This window comes from Vibrio sp. T13N, from assembly GCF_032970445.1.
GTDB lineage: Bacteria > Pseudomonadota > Gammaproteobacteria > Enterobacterales > Vibrionaceae > Vibrio > Vibrio diabolicus.
This window is the reverse complement of record NZ_JAWJYE010000004.1, coordinates 134,945-149,620: the sequence shown is the minus strand read 5'-3', so window position 1 is coordinate 149,620 and position 14,676 is coordinate 134,945. Positions and strand designations below refer to the sequence as shown.

The following is a 14,676-nucleotide window of genomic DNA, read 5'->3' as shown; positions in this document are numbered from 1 at the left end:
CTGAATGATTCGTCGAGATTTTTTAATCTTTGATTGTCAGAGACGACTGACAAAGCCTTACCAACTGTGACAACCAAACCGCTATTAAAGCAGGATATTATTCCTTCAACTTTGTGTTTTAGGAGCAGTCATTAGACTACTCAATAATTGTTGGAATAAATAATGACGAAACGTTGGCTTGTCTCCGCTGTGAGCATCGCGCTGCTCGGCGGTGCTACGTATTTCTATCTCCAATCTGCTGCTCAACCAGAATTGCTGCCTACATTGATTGTGGAAAAAGGCACGATTGAAAAACAAGCTGTGGCTGTTGGTAAAATTGTCCCTGCACACTCTGTGTCTATTAAGTCACAAATCGACGGTATCGTCGGTGAAATTTACGCGAAAGTTGGTGAAAAGGTGAAGCAAGGCCAGCCGCTGATCAAAGTGCGTCCAAACCCAACTCCCCAAGCATTAACGGATGCATCGGCAGAACTCATGCGTAGCGAAGCCGATCTGGAATCCGCCAAACAAAAACTGTCCAACTTAGAAAGCTTGGTCAAGCAGGACATTATTCCAAGTAACTACGACGAATACGTAAGTGCGCGCTCGGCAGTCAAATCTGCGCAAGCGGACGTATTGCAAAAGCGCCAGAATCTCGAACTCATCCGCAGTGGTGAGGCGTCTATCGGCGATGCGCGTTTAACGTCGACGATCTACGCGCCAATTGATGGCACAGTACTCAACCAGAAAGTTGAGGTCGGAGAGCCGATCATCTCGACTCAATCAAGCCAAGCCGCGACTGAAATGATGTCATTGGCCGACATGAACAGTCTGATTTTTAAAGGTAGCGTCAGTGAGCATGATGCTGCGCAGTTGTCTCCGGGAATGCCCGTTATGCTGACGGTTGCGCCTTATCCTGATGTGGCGATTTCTGGCGTGCTAACCAAAGTGGCGATTCAATCTGAGAACCTTAACTCACCAGAGGGCAATGCTTCGGCAAAAAGTTTTGATAACGGTTTTGAGGTTGAAGTGGGAGAACTCAAGATCCCACAAGATGTGTTGCTTCGTTCTGGTTTTTCATCGACGGCTCAAATCATACTGAAGAAGTCTGAAAACGTGCTCACTCTACCGGAGCGCGCTCTGCAATTTGATGGTGACGCACCGAATGTTCTGATTCCCGACAGCTCAGAAGAAGGGTTTCATAAACAACCGGTGAAACTCGGTCTGTCAGATGGCATCAATGTCGAAGTGCTTGATGGCGTGGAGCTTGATGAAGAGGTTATCGACAACAGCATGATGGGAGCGGCGCATGGTTAAGCTGCAACGATCAAAAATCGCCTTTGCATTGTTGGCTGCCACGCTCAGTTTGCCTACCTATGCAATTTCTATTGAACAAGCTTGGCAACAAGCAAAGCATAACGAGCCAAATTACGAAAAGGCGAAAATCGGCGTCCAGCTTGGCGAGGTTGGCGTACAGAGTAGCCGCAGTGCGTTATTACCGGGTTTAAGTGCCAGTGCGTCAGCGGATTGGAATGAGTCCTCAAGCCATTCGAACAGTTACGGCGCTACCTTATCTCAAACTATTTGGGATAGCAGTTTGTGGTCGGAACTGGATCAAGCGAATGCCAATTATCTCAAAGCCCAGTTAGAGCTATCTCAATCGCATAACGAGCTTGCGCAGAAGTTGCTCACCGCTTACCTAGATGTGGCAAGCGCACAGGGCGACCTCAAATTGGCACAGTCCAAGCTGGAGGAGGGGAAAGAACTTCTCAACATCATTGAGAAACGCTATCGAGCAGGCAAAGTGAAGTCGGTTGATGTTGAAGAGATGCGAGCGAATCAAGTCTCTGAGCAAGCAAGTATCCTCAATGCAAAAGCCGATCTCGAAGTGAAAAAAGCAGAGCTTGCGGCGTTAATCAATCAAATGCCGGAGAGTGTCGACCAAATTCGAACGGATTCTCTAATTCAGCCGCCGATGCTGGTGGACTCTCAGGAGCAATGGCTAAAGCTGGCGAAAGACAGTAGTCCAGAGCTGTTGGTAGCGGCGCAGATGGTGAAAGCGAGCGAGTTCGCGAAAGATTCAGCTAAAGGTGGATACTACCCAACCGTCAAAGGCAGTGTGGGCTACAACGATGGTGACAATCGTTCAAACGGTGAGTTTAACGCTGGGATTAGTTTGAGTTTGCCGATTGACCTCAATGGTGCAGTGCGAGCGAAAGTGGACGAAGCATCGTTGAACATTTTAAGTGCTAAGCAAGATATGCGTAGAGTGGAAATTGATATTCAGAAACGAGTTATTCAGCAGTTTACGCAGGTCGATATCAACTGGAATCAAGTTTTGATAGCGAACGAGCTGGTTGAGTCGCGCGCCAGAGTGTTGCAAAGCAAAGAGAAACTTTACGACGCTGGCCTGCTTGAAGTGTCGGAAGTTATCAGCGCACACAACAGCTTGTTTGAGGCGAAAAACAGTCTGCAAACCAACTTGTACAGCTACTGGCGTAAGAGAATCGGTTTACTGCAAACCGCAGGGAAACTTGATGACGATACCATGGCGTTGATCTCTCGGGCTTTTCATTCATGAGCAGTCTATTGCAACAAACTTGGCAAACGTTGATGGCGCACCGCATGAAGAGCGTGCTAGCCATCATCGCGATTGCTTGGGGCGTGATCTCTGTGGTGGTGTTAATCGCACTTGGCGAAGGCTTTTATCGCCATCAGACCCAGTCGTTTTCATTTATGATCAACAATGTGCAAGTGGTGTTTCCGTCGAGCACCAGTAAACCGTGGCAAGGGTTACCTTCAAGACGACAAATTGATATTCCACAAGAAAAAGTCGACATGATCAAACAGTCGGGCTTCGTGCAACAGGCGTCGAGCGTTTACGCCAAATGGGATGCGAATATCACCAATCTCAAAGGACAGAACTTATCGAGTACGGTCAGCGGTATTGATACGTCTTACTTTCCTTTAATGCAACGCAAGCTGCAATCCGGTTCGAGAAACCTGTCACCAAGTGATATGAACAACCACACTCGCGTGGCAGTGTTAGGCGATCAAATTGCGCAAATGGGCGGAATCCAAATCGGGGATAGGCTCAAAGTCAACGGCATTCCGTTTTTGGTTATTGGGATAACCGTCGGTGAGGACACTGGCATTTCATTCGGCGATAGCCGCACGGTTTTCATTCCTCAAACAACGTACCGCGATTTGTGGGATGCGAAACCTTGGATGGTATTGATGAAGCCAAGAGATGGGATGGATGCACCGTCGTTTCGACAAAATATCGTGAACTTTTTCGCCAAGCAGCTTCATTTTGACCCAACTGATAAAGATGCGGTCGAATTACCCGATTTTAGTGAAGGTGCGGCGGTCATCAGTGGAATTTTACGTGGCATTCAGATTTTTCTCGGAGCGAGCGGCGCGATGACCATGGCGGTCGGTGCGCTTGGCGTTGCCAACATCATGTTTTTATCTGTCACGGAGCGCACGCGTGAAATCGGTGTGCGTTTGGCGATCGGGGCGACTCAAAAATCCATACTCAGTCAGTTTATTCTTGAAGGGCTTATTTTGGTAGCTGTGGGCACGGCATTAGGTCTGATGTTTTCGTATGCCGTGGTGTCTGTCCTAAGCAGCATGGCATTACCGGAATGGATTGGTTTACCTGTGATCACGCCAGATTCCATTGCTTGGTCTTTACTTGTGACGCTTATCTTGGCATTGATGGCATCGTATTTCCCAGCAAGGCGAGCATCGCGTCTCACGCCAGTCATTGCTTTGAGTGCGAGGGCTTAGTCATGTTGTTACCGATGAGACAAATTTTCCAAGAAATGGCCGCAGAAAAGCTGAGATTGGGTTTGACCATTCTGGCAGTCGCGTGGGCGACCCTCTGTATCGCTGCTATGTTGGCGGTAGGTGAGGGCATTCGTCAGGGCGTATTGAAAACCGCACAAAATGGTAACGGCAACTTGATCTATTTGACCGGAGGGATGGCCACCGTCGACCACGGTGCTTTTCACCAAGGCAAGTTTCTGACATTAAAAATGGACGATTCAGAGGTCGTTCGAGCGTTACCCGATGTAAAAAGCGTTGCGCCAACTGCGAAGTGGAAAGAGCGCATCACCGTTGGTGACAGAAGCTCGTGGCAAGAGCCCTTAGCGGTCACGAGCGAGTTTCAATCCATGACCAATTTGGTGCCGATGGCGGGGGGACGATGGTTAAATCCACTCGATCAAAAAGAGACGCGCAAAGTCGTTGTACTGGGTTATGAACTGGCAGCCGACTTATTCAACCCGAATGAGGACTTTAGTTGGTTTGCGACAGTCACATTGCAAGTCAACCCTGTGGGGCAAAAGGTAAAAATCGGCAATGAGGAGTTCACCGTTGTGGGCGTATTGGAGAAAAACAGCGCCCAAATAGAACAGGGGGATCTTATCAACTATTCCAGCTTTGTGCCGTTAGCGACGTGGAAGCGATTTCATGTCAACGGTGAAATTGGTGGCATCAATGTGCAACCACAAGCCGATGTAGACCGAGAAGCCTTAGCAAAGACGATCAGGCAAGTGATTGCCCGTAAGCACGGGGCAAGTGTCAGTGATGAACAGGTCGTCCAAGTCGATGATATGTTCCTTAAACAAAAGAGTATGCAGCAGTTTCTGATAGGTTTGCAGAGTTTTCTTGGCATTATCGGCTTCGTGACGTTAGCTGTTGCTGGCGTCGGCATTGCCAATGTGATGTATGCCACCGTAAAGCGATCTACGCGTGATATCGGCGTGCGCATGGCAGTCGGTGCAACCCCAACGGCCATTCGTATGCACTATTTAGTGCAGTCTTTATTGACAATGATGATGGGGGGCGCGCTTGGGTTAGCTGTGACGTACGCGCTGGTGTCTGCCATCAGTTCCATTCCTTTAGAGGGCAATGCCTTTTATGAACAACTGGGTAAACCTGTCCCGGAGTTGTCGTGGGTCGTTGTCGCGATTGTCATCCTCACCTTAGTGATCATTGGTGTGGCATCTGCATGGTTACCTGCAAACCGAGCCGCAAAAGTCAGCCCGTTGGAGGCGCTACAAAGTGAATAACAACAATAACTCTGGAGAGAACATGTCGAACAAGCCGCTTGTTGAGCTGACCAACATCTGTAAATACTACTCAAGCGGGGAGGCGGAAGTTCGCGCGTTAGACGGCGTTGACTTAACCATCAATCAAGGCGAGTTTCTTTCGATTCTTGGCCCGTCCGGTTCGGGTAAATCAACGTTGATGAACATGCTCGGCTGTTTAGATAAGCCCACTGATGGCGAGTACCAACTTGGCGGCCAAAACGTCGCAAGTTTAAGTGCGAATGAGCTGGCTGGCATTCGTAACCAAAAGATTGGATTTGTCTTCCAAAGCTTTAACTTATTGGAATACGCGACGGCGCTCGATAACGTGGCACTGCCGTTGGTTTACTCTGGCATCAAAGCCAAAGAACGTCGCCAGCGCGCCGCCAAATTGCTAGAGCAAGTCGGGCTAGGGGATCGTTTAGACCACAAACCAAACCAGCTTTCTGGCGGTCAAAAACAGAGGGTCGCGATTGCAAGAGCCTTGGTCAACGATCCGCAAATCATCTTAGCGGATGAACCAACGGGTGCATTGGATTCAAAATCCGGCGCAGAGATTGAAGCCTTGTTCAACCAACTCCACGCCGAAGGCAGAACATTGATCATCGTGACTCACGATAACGCTCTGGCAGAGCGCACCAAACGCATCATCACGATCAAAGATGGCAAGGTGACTTCGGATAGGGCTCCGGAGGGAAGATAAATGAATTTTTCTTGATTGAGACTGGAGTTATTTTAAGGAAGATAGCCATGGAATAGGAGACGCTATCTTCCTTTATTTTTATTCGCGATGTTCGCCTTGTCTCTCTTTTATCAAGTCATGCTTTTGCTCTTTAAGTAGAGTGATTGCGAGCTTAGTGTCCTCAATCAATTTACTGCTATCGTTGAGATCTTTGCTCTTCAAAGGCAAAACCAGATAATGAATGCTGCCATCCTCATTCTGTACTCCGGTAGCAATGATGACATCACCTTCAGACGCCGTACCAAAATACTCTGAAACCACTTTGGTTTCGCTGACACCGTAGCTATCCAAATAGGATGACTCCGTGTTGTCAAACAAGATAGGAACCCCTTGCTTAGCTAATGTTCGCAATTGTTCTTGCTTTTGCTCGTCGAATGGATAGTCGGTTGTACTGATATAACTTACCTGTTCAGCTTCAATAAAATCGTACAGTTCATTGCTCAATTCATTTAATGGGGCAGATATCCAAGGTGTAGCTGGAATGACATCGGAAGTAGCGTCATTGTCATTCTGTGGTGTTGGAACGGTAACCACCTCTTGAGCTGCATCGCTCTCAGGAGGCGTTACACTTCTTGTTTCAGTTTTCTCTGTCTTGATTTGCTCGTCAAAGCTTGCAACAGAATCGCTCTGGGAATTCTTGTTATTTGAATTAATTAGAAATATGGCGAGTACTGCACCAAGTGCTAGCGCCGATCCAGTCAAGAGTTTTTTATTACTTGTCATGTCTTACCGTTTATTTCATTAGTAAATACGGCGGCCACTTATTCATTCCGTGGCCGCAGGCTAATAAGTTAGTGGTAGAGCGCGTCATTCCAAGAGATAGTTACGGCTCGGCTAGTCTCTGTCCATTGACTGCTATCACGATTTTTCTTCCAGGTATTTTCTGGGGTGGTATACCAGCTACACCAGTCACGACCAAAGTAGTAATTGGTTTTTCGCCAACCTGCAACCAGCTTGACTTCTGACGTATCTAGGCCATCTTGAATATCATTTTTTCGATATACAACACCGACTTGCGGTTTAAAGTCAGAGCGCATCACGACAGGTAATTCGCTATAGTCAATTAGGTTGCCCATGTCACAGCTGGTCCAACGGTACAATAACCAGTCTTTAGGTGGAGTATTGTGGCGGATAGTCTGGTTTTCGATAAGCCAATTAATGCTCTCATTGGTCTGATCAAAATCAGCCACCGTCTGAAATTCTGGTTGATCGTAAGTTACGCGGTTGCTCCAGGAGATACCACCGTTAATATTTGGAGAATCAGAAGCACTGAAGCCAAGATTAAAGTCCAAAGACTCACTGACAGATGCTGTTGCAATAGTGTTTTCTGGAGCATGGCTCATATGACGTAAAGGGGCACCATTTAAATAACTCAGTGCCAGTTTAAAGGCTGTTGGGATTGTGTAACGGTAGTCTCCACCGGTGGCAAAACCATAGATCTGCTCTTTATTCGGTACATTAGTCATGTCGAAACCAGAGCCTCCGTTTAGAAGCAACTTGGCTTCCTTAGCTCCATTCGGCAGCAAAGATTGGTTCCAGACATTTTCTAATGAGTAAATTAAGCGGATTTTCTTCGAGCGTGCATCGCTATCATCGAGCTGTAGCAAGGTCGAAGTGTAAGCTTTTAATGTATCTTCAGCATGTGCTGGAGCTAGAGAACCAAGTAATGCGAGCGCGATAATACTCGCGGAAAGATGCTGTTTTTCCATTGTTGTTTCCTATTAGTCAGCCCATAAAGGTTATTATTGGGTTTTAACAATAACTCTATGGGTGTTTTATAATTATGGACTGGTTATTAATTGGTGCTCAATAATTGAGCGGTGAAATATTGCATCTTGTTTTTTAATAAAAAAAGGAAAAGTATAGATTCGTGGGATTAATGTCTCATAGTTTTTAAATTCATTACTCAACTATAATAAATAAGAATTTGGTTATTAAGTTTTACCTTTTTAAGTTATTACTTAATTTTTATCTTCTAATGTTATGTTTAAAATTCCTTATTGATAGAAGTGAGGTTTATAAGTGTTAACCATGTTATTGTTGAGGTTTCTGTTATGCCAAACTAAGTAAAGTGTCGTTATGTGGTCATTACGGCTTCCTGAATTTAATTTAAATTAAAACAGTAGGTTATGTTTGTTTTATTATTGGTTATTTCTAGCTTCATGTAATAGTTGGGTGACAAAGCTTGTCAATGAAGTTGTCATATTCGTGTATGAGGTTATATGTGCTTTTACAACAGAAAAATGAAACTTTACGTTTGAGATGGTAAATATAGGAAAAGAAAGAAATAAGATAATTAAATAATAATTTTTCCGAAAATATTAAATGTAAGGTGCTTTTAATTAAACGAATGCTTGAATAAATGATTGAATGTGAAAAGTACTATTTAAGCTACGCTGTCCTATATTCCAGTTAGCATCTTGTTTATATAATGCGTTTTCCAAGTTTAAAACTGGTTCACATACAGCTAATCCCTCACGAGTCATCAGTTTCTTAATTACACATATTGGCACTATGCTCGCCAAGTTACGTGTATTGGTGTCAATGAATAACAGTATCTACGATAGTTCCCTCTGGGTTGGAACTCCCACTATGAATTTCTTTCATGTTCAATGTGAAACAATACCAATATTACTCAACTCGTGAAGCAAGTATAAAAAAAGGACTGCTCTGGTGTTAGGCACTGCGACCGTCATTTTTAGTACGAACTGTTCGTCGTAAGTGCTGTGCAACCTAACGATTGGGAAAACCAAAAAACAAAAATGTCCCCATGCACAGAGTTAGGAAAAGTCTGCTTTATCTAAGGAAATAGGATACCAACTCACGATGAATAACGATTTCACATTTGCTATCAAAAGCATTCGCTTTGATGAGAATTACCAACCATCAGACAACACGCGAATCACTACCAACTTTGCTAATCTGGCTCGCGGAAACTACCGCCGAGAGAATCTGCGCAATGCACTCCGAATGATCGACAATCGTTTTAATGCCTTGGCATATTGGGATAACGCGCAAGGTGACCGCTACTCCGTTGAGCTTGAAATCATCTCCGTTGATATGGGTATCCAAGGTAGTGGAGAAGCCTTCCCATCGATTGAAGTGCTCAAAACTAACATTGTTGACCACAACACTAACGAGCGCATCGAAGGCATTGTGGGTAACAACTTCTCTTCATACGTGCGTGATTACGACTTTAGCGTTTTGCTGTTGGACCACAACAAAAACCAGCCACAGTTCAGCATCCCAGCGAACTTTGGTGATTTGCATGGCAAACTGTTCAAAGCTTTCGTTAATTCTGAGTCTTATAAACAGCATTTCAAAAAGCTGCCTGTGATTTGTCTGAGCGTATCGGACAACAAGGTATACCGACGTACCGAAAACCAACATCCGGTTTTGGGCTTTGAATATCAGCCGAACGAATCTTCGTTGACGGAGCAGTACTTCAAAAAGATGGGCTTGCTGGTGCGTTACTTTATGCCGCCAAACAGTGTTGCTCCGTTGGCATTCTACTTCTTCGGTGACTTGTTGAACGACTATTCAAACCTAGAGCTTATCAGTACGATTAGCACGATGGAGACATTCCAGAAGATTTACCGACCAGAGATTTACAATGCCAACGCGGTTGCCGGTAATTGCTACCAGCCAAACCTAAAAAACCTAGACCACTCGCTAACTCAAATCGTTTACGACCGAGAGGAGCGCAGCCAACTGGCAGTTGAACAAGGGAAATTTGCCGAGGAGCATTTCATCAAACCTTATCAATCTGTGCTTGAACAATGGTCTGCAAACTACGCGTAAAAGATAACGAGAATCTAGAAAGGAATGACGATGAAAACATTATTACCGACTTCAACGGCTGGCAGCTTACCGAAACCTTCTTGGCTAGCGGAACCAGAAAAACTTTGGTCACCGTGGAAACTGCAAGATGAAGAACTGATTGATGGCAAACGCGATGCGCTACGTGTCGCTTTGCAAGAGCAAGAATTGGCAGGCGTTGATATCGTCAGTGATGGCGAGCAAACTCGCCAACATTTTGTGACGACCTTTATTGAGCATTTAAGCGGCGTAGATTTTGAAAACCGTAAAACGGTGACCATTCGCAACCGCTATGAAGCAAGTGTTCCGACGGTGGTTAGCCCAGTAAGCCGCACAAAGCCCGTGTTTGTTGAAGATGCAAAGTTCTTGCGTCAGCAAACTAAGCAACCGATCAAGTGGGCGCTGCCAGGCCCTATGACGATGATCGACACGCTTTATGATGATCATTACGGTAGCCGTGAAAAGCTGGCTTGGGAATTTGCGAAGATCCTCAATCAAGAAGCGAAAGAGCTTGAAGCTGCAGGTGTCGACATCATTCAGTTTGATGAGCCTGCGTTCAATGTGTTCTTCGATGATGTGAACGAGTGGGGCATTGCATGTTTAGAGCGTGCGATTGAAGGGCTGAAATGTGAAACGGCGGTGCATATCTGCTATGGCTACGGCATCAAAGCGAACACGGATTGGAAGCAAACGCTAGGCACTGAATGGCGACAATACGAAGAAGTATTCCCTAAATTGCAGCAATCGAATATCGATATTATCTCGCTTGAGTGTCATAACTCGCGAGTGCCTATTGAGTTGCTTGAGTTGATTCGCGGTAAGAAAGTGATGGTTGGTGCGATTGACGTTGCAACCAACGAAATTGAAACGCCAGAAGAAGTGGCGAACACACTGCGAGAGGCATTGAAGTACGTTGATGCCGACAAGCTTTACCCATGTACCAACTGCGGTATGGCACCTTTGTCTCGTGAAGTATCAACCGCTAAGCTCAATGCGCTAAGTGCGGGAGCGGAGATCATTCGTAAAGAGTTGGTGGGTTGATATTAAGACTTAGGCTCGACACCATAAACTAAAGTTAGGGTCATTCCAGCGAGTCTAGGAATCTACTAACAACTCGACGGGAAATGGCGATAACCTCCAAGCTTTACAGCACTCGGTGGGTAGATCCTGAATCACGCTCGTTCCTCGATGTTCAGGATGACCGTTTTAAATAAAAATGCCGCTCGCAGTAAAGTGAGCGGCATAGTTTGTTTTCCGTTTTCCGTTTTCCGTTTTCAGCCTCGGCCAAGGCTTAATTCAACTCCACGTTCCTCATCTCAGGATGCTTTAGCAACATCACACGAATCCAGTGATGCACCACCCACATCACCATCGCGGTGAGCAAAACCGCAACGAAAATCGAGCTGAAACGGTACAAGATCGAAAAGAACGCGTCTTTTTGTTCTGGCACCAACGAGGTCGTCAGCGGAACCGATAGGGCAGACATGGCAGAAAACGCGATAGCTGCTTTAATTTGCCCCTTGGTGAGCCACAAGCAGAATGGCCCCATAGCAATGGTAAAGGCGAGCCAAAAGAGTAGCCCATGCCCATACCAACTGCCCAATATGAGCTGAACAGCCATCCCTGCGATGCAGCCTAGTGCGGTGCCGATGATGCGGATTTTTGCCATGGCGAGCGAGCCCGCTAAAGTCATTGGGGTTAGGATGATCAAAATGGAAGCTTGTGCGGATAGCGAGTCATATAAGTCCGCTACTTGGAATACGATAAACGCCGCCATCGCAACTACCCAACCCATGGCAACTTGGCTGATGTAGTCAATATCGCTTTTCACTGGGGTCGACATTTCAATGTGCTCGGCGGGGGATTTTGGCTCCGGGAACAACCAATACGCGAATGCGCAAACAAAAATATTGCTGAACGCCATCACCCACATGTTAACGTTGAACTCTTCAATATCCATGAAGTTATAGCTGGCAAAGTTCAACACAATTGAACCCACCAACAGCCCCATGTAACCAAACAAATAGGTTTTCTGGTTCATCATTGCAATGCACTTAAACAGCATCATGATTCCGACGGCAACGGTCATTAATGTTGGATGAAACTGCAAGTATTCCAGTAAAAATGTGGCTTGTATGGTTGTCCACACCGCAGAGAAAAACACAATCAATAAAGCCGAAAGATTAAAGTGGTCCATTCTGCCCAAAATAAACAGCGGCATCATGATGGCAAAAAATCCGTAAGACCAACCGAAGATCATGCTTAGCGCGAGCCCTAAAGAGCAGCCGAACCAAATTCGTAAGGTTTTCATTGTCGCCACCTAGTAAATGAAGTGGAACCAGCTTGCGAGGTGAATCTGTGCTTGCGCCATCCACTGCCAGAAAATGTTGTTGTCTGGGTACAAAACAATGGTAGCGCGAGAGCCAACAAACAGTGCTGGTGGTAACTCTTCGCTGCTGGTTAGGTTCACTCGTGTACGCTGCGCATCACGTACCCAGCGGTTGTTTACTTCCACTTTGGTTAGTGCGCCATTAGGCGTTTGTTGTGCGGCTGCTACACCGTAATCGCGGCTAGCTAAATCAAAGTCGTACACCGAACCTGGGTTGGCATCAAATGTGACCAGGGCGTGGAAAGTCTTGTCTACGTTCGCGACGGATTTTTCACGAAAATCAGCGGCTACCCAGAGTGATCCTGTTGGTACAAATGTCAGCAATGGCATGTTGGTGTTTGCCATCGTGCCAACTTCTAGTTGCAGGTTGGTCACGACACCATCACTGGGAGCGAGTACCGCGGTATTTGCCAAATCAAGTTGCGCCTTTTCGATGCCGTTTTTGGCAATTCGAACGGCGGTGCTTTGACCTTTTTGATCGCCTAATTGCGCCTCAATGACTTTTAAGTTTTGTCGTTCCGCTTTAAGCGCTGCACGTGATACCTGATTTTGGGCAAAGGCATTATCGAGTGTCGATTGAGAGATGACTTTCTGCTTCGATAGCGTCAGTAAGCGGTTGTACTCGCGGTGTGCATTATCAAATGTCGCTTGGGCGCGGGCAATATTGGCAAGAGCGGCTTCGCGTTGAGAATACAGCGTTGCTTCCTTTTCATAAGCGGATTGCAGAGACAGCTCCGCCTGTTCAAGCGCTATCTTGTATTTACGATCATCAATCGTAAACAACACATCGCCTTTTTGAACGGACTGGTTATTCTCGATGAGAACGTCGGTCACTTTACCAGATACCTCGGGCGCGACTTGGACAACGTATCCTTGCACTCGTCCTTCGGTCGTTAAGGGGGCGTGGCGGTCAGCAATGATAATGTACAAAAATAGTACGATGAACAGGACAATCAAAGTTCGCATCCAGTGTTTGAATTTTTGGTCAGCCGTCATTACAAGTTCCGTTAAACATATTGGATAGCGGATTATAGAGAAGTCACTCACAATTCAGTAGAATGATAATACGAACATAAATGACCTAAAAATAGGACAATGAACGTTAGTTTTGATGATATTTACCTATTCACTCAGACGGTGGTTCACGGCGGTATAAGTGCAGCGGCAGAGGCGAATCAACTACAACGCTCAAAAGTGAGTCGTCGCCTGCAAGAATTAGAGAAATCGCTCGGGGTACAGCTTTTGATCCGCACAACACGCAGCATTGAGTTGACGGAGCACGGGAAACGCTTGTTTGAGTTGGTGGGGCAGCCTATTGACCATATTCAGCAAGGTTTAAATGCCATGCACGAATATCAACAAGAGCTGACGGGCAAGGTGCGTTTAGCCATTCCTTCTGCATTGATGAGCTCTGCCGCGTTTAACGCGATCATCACCGAGTACACAACGCGGTATCCGGAGATTTCGGTCGAGATTGAAAACCATCAAGAGAGTGTCGATCTCAAGCGTCAATCGTTTGATTTACAGCTTCTTCCGAGCGTGGTCAAAGTCACCGATGACAGCTATGTGCAGTTCAGTCTTTTGCCTTATCGTAGTCACTTTGTTGCGTCAAAAGCCTATCTAGAATCGCATCCGCCAGTAAAAACGGTGGAAGATCTTAAGCAGCATCGCCTTTTAACTAATCGTTACAATGCCGATTTGCTCGATTCAGATCTGCATGTGGCGTTGCGTTCGGATGACCTCAACTTGCTGCGCTCGATGGCGATAGCAGGAAACGGCATCGCGTTTATTCCTCAAATTCATTCTAAGCCTGCATTGCGAGATGGTTTGTTGGTCGAGGTGCTGCCTCAATTCGCGCATCCGAAGCAGCATCTTACTCTGATTTATCCCTCGGCCTTATTTCTGCCCAATAAAGTCAAAGCCTTGATTGAACTAATTCGAGAGAAATTTAAATAGTCAGTTCAAACCACACTTAACTAAGGGCAAATGTGTGAGCGAAGGTCATCTTTCTAGGTTTTATTGCTCTAACATGAAAGGGTTCTGATACATTAACTGTTGCTCAACTTGTTGAGTATGGTTTGTGGTCGCACAAGATAGGAGATGGAAATGTTATCGAAAGGAAACACGGGCCTGATTGTGGTGGATGTTCAGGGCAAACTCGCTACATTAATGCATGAAAGCGACGCACTGATTGAAAATATCACGAAACTGGTAAAGGGTGCCAAAGCACTAGATTTGCCTATTCTGTGGCTAGAACAGAATCCAGAAAGGTTGGGCTCAACCGCGGAGCCGATTCGTGAAGTGCTTGAAAGCACGCATTTACCTATTACCAAGTACACGTTTGATGGCTGTAAAGAGGCGACGTTTAACGTCGCGGTGGAGAACGCGAAAGTTGATACCTGGTTGGTTTGCGGTATTGAATCCCACATTTGCGTCTATCAAACCGCGGTTTCTCTGCGCCAGTCCGGTTATCGCGTTGAATTAGTCACGGATTGTGTATCTTCCCGAACCGCTGCCAATAAGGCGCTCGCTCTTGCGAAGCTAACCGCTAACGGTGTGGTGCTCACTGGGCTAGAAATGTGTTTGTATGAAATGGTCGAAGATTGCCGAGCACTTGAATTCAAAGAAATTCTGGCGCTCATCAAATAGTG

13 protein-coding genes are annotated in these 14,676 nt (G+C 46.1%); 9 read left to right on the top strand and 4 right to left on the bottom strand.

From position 1 onward, the window contains the following. Positions 1-162: 162 nt before the first annotated feature. The 5 genes from R2S67_RS08265 to R2S67_RS08245 are packed head-to-tail and all read left to right on the top strand — an operon-like array spanning position 163 to position 5,778. Positions 163-1,296 (top strand): efflux RND transporter periplasmic adaptor subunit, encoded by a 1,134-nt coding sequence (locus tag R2S67_RS08265; RefSeq protein WP_317343208.1) that lies wholly within the window; start codon positions 163-165, stop codon positions 1,294-1,296. Next, the gene (locus R2S67_RS08260; protein WP_317343206.1) at positions 1,289-2,560 is read left to right on the top strand and encodes a TolC family protein; all 1,272 of its coding nucleotides are present in this window, start codon (positions 1,289-1,291) and stop codon (positions 2,558-2,560) included. Before R2S67_RS08265 ends, R2S67_RS08260 begins: the two co-directional genes overlap by 8 nt. Continuing rightward, positions 2,557-3,771, top strand: a complete 1,215-nt coding sequence (locus R2S67_RS08255; protein WP_317343204.1) for an ABC transporter permease — start codon at positions 2,557-2,559, stop codon at positions 3,769-3,771. The genes R2S67_RS08260 and R2S67_RS08255 overlap by 4 nt, the downstream gene beginning before the upstream one ends. Before the next feature lie 2 nt (positions 3,772-3,773). Then, the gene (locus R2S67_RS08250; protein ID WP_085576846.1) at positions 3,774-5,057 is read left to right on the top strand and encodes an ABC transporter permease; all 1,284 of its coding nucleotides are present in this window, start codon (positions 3,774-3,776) and stop codon (positions 5,055-5,057) included. A gap of 22 nt (positions 5,058-5,079) precedes the next feature. After that, the gene (locus R2S67_RS08245; protein WP_317343440.1) at positions 5,080-5,778 is read left to right on the top strand and encodes an ABC transporter ATP-binding protein; all 699 of its coding nucleotides are present in this window, start codon (positions 5,080-5,082) and stop codon (positions 5,776-5,778) included. Positions 5,779-5,856: 78 nt separating this feature from the next. Here R2S67_RS08245 and R2S67_RS08240 read toward each other — a convergent pair whose 3' ends face one another. Continuing rightward, complete coding sequence (locus R2S67_RS08240) at positions 5,857-6,540, bottom strand: topoisomerase I (RefSeq protein ID WP_317343201.1); 684 nt, start codon at positions 6,538-6,540, stop codon at positions 5,857-5,859. 68 nt (positions 6,541-6,608) lie between these two features. After that, a complete protein-coding gene (locus R2S67_RS08235) occupies positions 6,609-7,526 on the bottom strand; it encodes a leukocidin family pore-forming toxin (protein ID WP_317343199.1) in 918 nt (305 codons plus the stop codon). A gap of 1,117 nt (positions 7,527-8,643) precedes the next feature. Between R2S67_RS08235 and R2S67_RS08230 the strand changes: the two genes are divergently transcribed. Both R2S67_RS08230 and R2S67_RS08225 read left to right on the top strand, forming a co-directional pair. Then, a complete protein-coding gene (locus R2S67_RS08230; protein WP_317343197.1) occupies positions 8,644-9,618 on the top strand; it encodes a DUF1852 domain-containing protein in 975 nt (324 codons plus the stop codon). Between the two features lie 30 nt (positions 9,619-9,648). Further along, complete coding sequence (locus R2S67_RS08225) at positions 9,649-10,677, top strand: methionine synthase (RefSeq protein ID WP_268845306.1); 1,029 nt, start codon at positions 9,649-9,651, stop codon at positions 10,675-10,677. A gap of 250 nt (positions 10,678-10,927) precedes the next feature. Here the strand turns inward: R2S67_RS08225 and R2S67_RS08220 are convergent, their stop codons facing one another. Next, positions 10,928-11,947: a DUF2955 domain-containing protein gene (locus tag R2S67_RS08220; RefSeq protein ID WP_048625735.1), complete on the bottom strand. Its 1,020-nt coding sequence runs from the start codon at positions 11,945-11,947 to the stop codon at positions 10,928-10,930. A 9-nt stretch (positions 11,948-11,956) separates the two neighbouring features. After that, positions 11,957-13,021: an HlyD family secretion protein gene (locus R2S67_RS08215; RefSeq protein WP_025794957.1), complete on the bottom strand. Its 1,065-nt coding sequence runs from the start codon at positions 13,019-13,021 to the stop codon at positions 11,957-11,959. Between the two features lie 99 nt (positions 13,022-13,120). Between R2S67_RS08215 and R2S67_RS08210 the strand changes: the two genes are divergently transcribed. Beyond that, on the top strand, positions 13,121-13,981 hold the full coding sequence (locus tag R2S67_RS08210; RefSeq protein WP_005376746.1) for a LysR family transcriptional regulator: 861 nt from the start codon (positions 13,121-13,123) through the stop codon (positions 13,979-13,981). Between the two features lie 150 nt (positions 13,982-14,131). Then, complete coding sequence (locus R2S67_RS08205) at positions 14,132-14,674, top strand: isochorismatase family protein (protein WP_182033153.1); 543 nt, start codon at positions 14,132-14,134, stop codon at positions 14,672-14,674. Positions 14,675-14,676: the final 2 nt, after the last annotated feature.

Coding starts and splice junctions, on each gene's coding strand:
- R2S67_RS08265 (WP_317343208.1), top strand. CDS start 163: ATGACGAAACGTTGGCTTGTCTCCGCTGTGAGCATCGCGCTGCTCGGC.
- R2S67_RS08260 (WP_317343206.1), top strand. CDS start 1,289: ATGGTTAAGCTGCAACGATCAAAAATCGCCTTTGCATTGTTGGCTGCC.
- R2S67_RS08255 (WP_317343204.1), top strand. CDS start 2,557: ATGAGCAGTCTATTGCAACAAACTTGGCAAACGTTGATGGCGCACCGC.
- R2S67_RS08250 (WP_085576846.1), top strand. CDS start 3,774: ATGTTGTTACCGATGAGACAAATTTTCCAAGAAATGGCCGCAGAAAAG.
- R2S67_RS08245 (WP_317343440.1), top strand. CDS start 5,080: ATGTCGAACAAGCCGCTTGTTGAGCTGACCAACATCTGTAAATACTAC.
- R2S67_RS08240 (WP_317343201.1), bottom strand. CDS start 6,540: ATGACAAGTAATAAAAAACTCTTGACTGGATCGGCGCTAGCACTTGGT.
- R2S67_RS08235 (WP_317343199.1), bottom strand. CDS start 7,526: ATGGAAAAACAGCATCTTTCCGCGAGTATTATCGCGCTCGCATTACTT.
- R2S67_RS08230 (WP_317343197.1), top strand. CDS start 8,644: ATGAATAACGATTTCACATTTGCTATCAAAAGCATTCGCTTTGATGAG.
- R2S67_RS08225 (WP_268845306.1), top strand. CDS start 9,649: ATGAAAACATTATTACCGACTTCAACGGCTGGCAGCTTACCGAAACCT.
- R2S67_RS08220 (WP_048625735.1), bottom strand. CDS start 11,947: ATGAAAACCTTACGAATTTGGTTCGGCTGCTCTTTAGGGCTCGCGCTA.
- R2S67_RS08215 (WP_025794957.1), bottom strand. CDS start 13,021: ATGACGGCTGACCAAAAATTCAAACACTGGATGCGAACTTTGATTGTC.
- R2S67_RS08210 (WP_005376746.1), top strand. CDS start 13,121: ATGAACGTTAGTTTTGATGATATTTACCTATTCACTCAGACGGTGGTT.
- R2S67_RS08205 (WP_182033153.1), top strand. CDS start 14,132: ATGTTATCGAAAGGAAACACGGGCCTGATTGTGGTGGATGTTCAGGGC.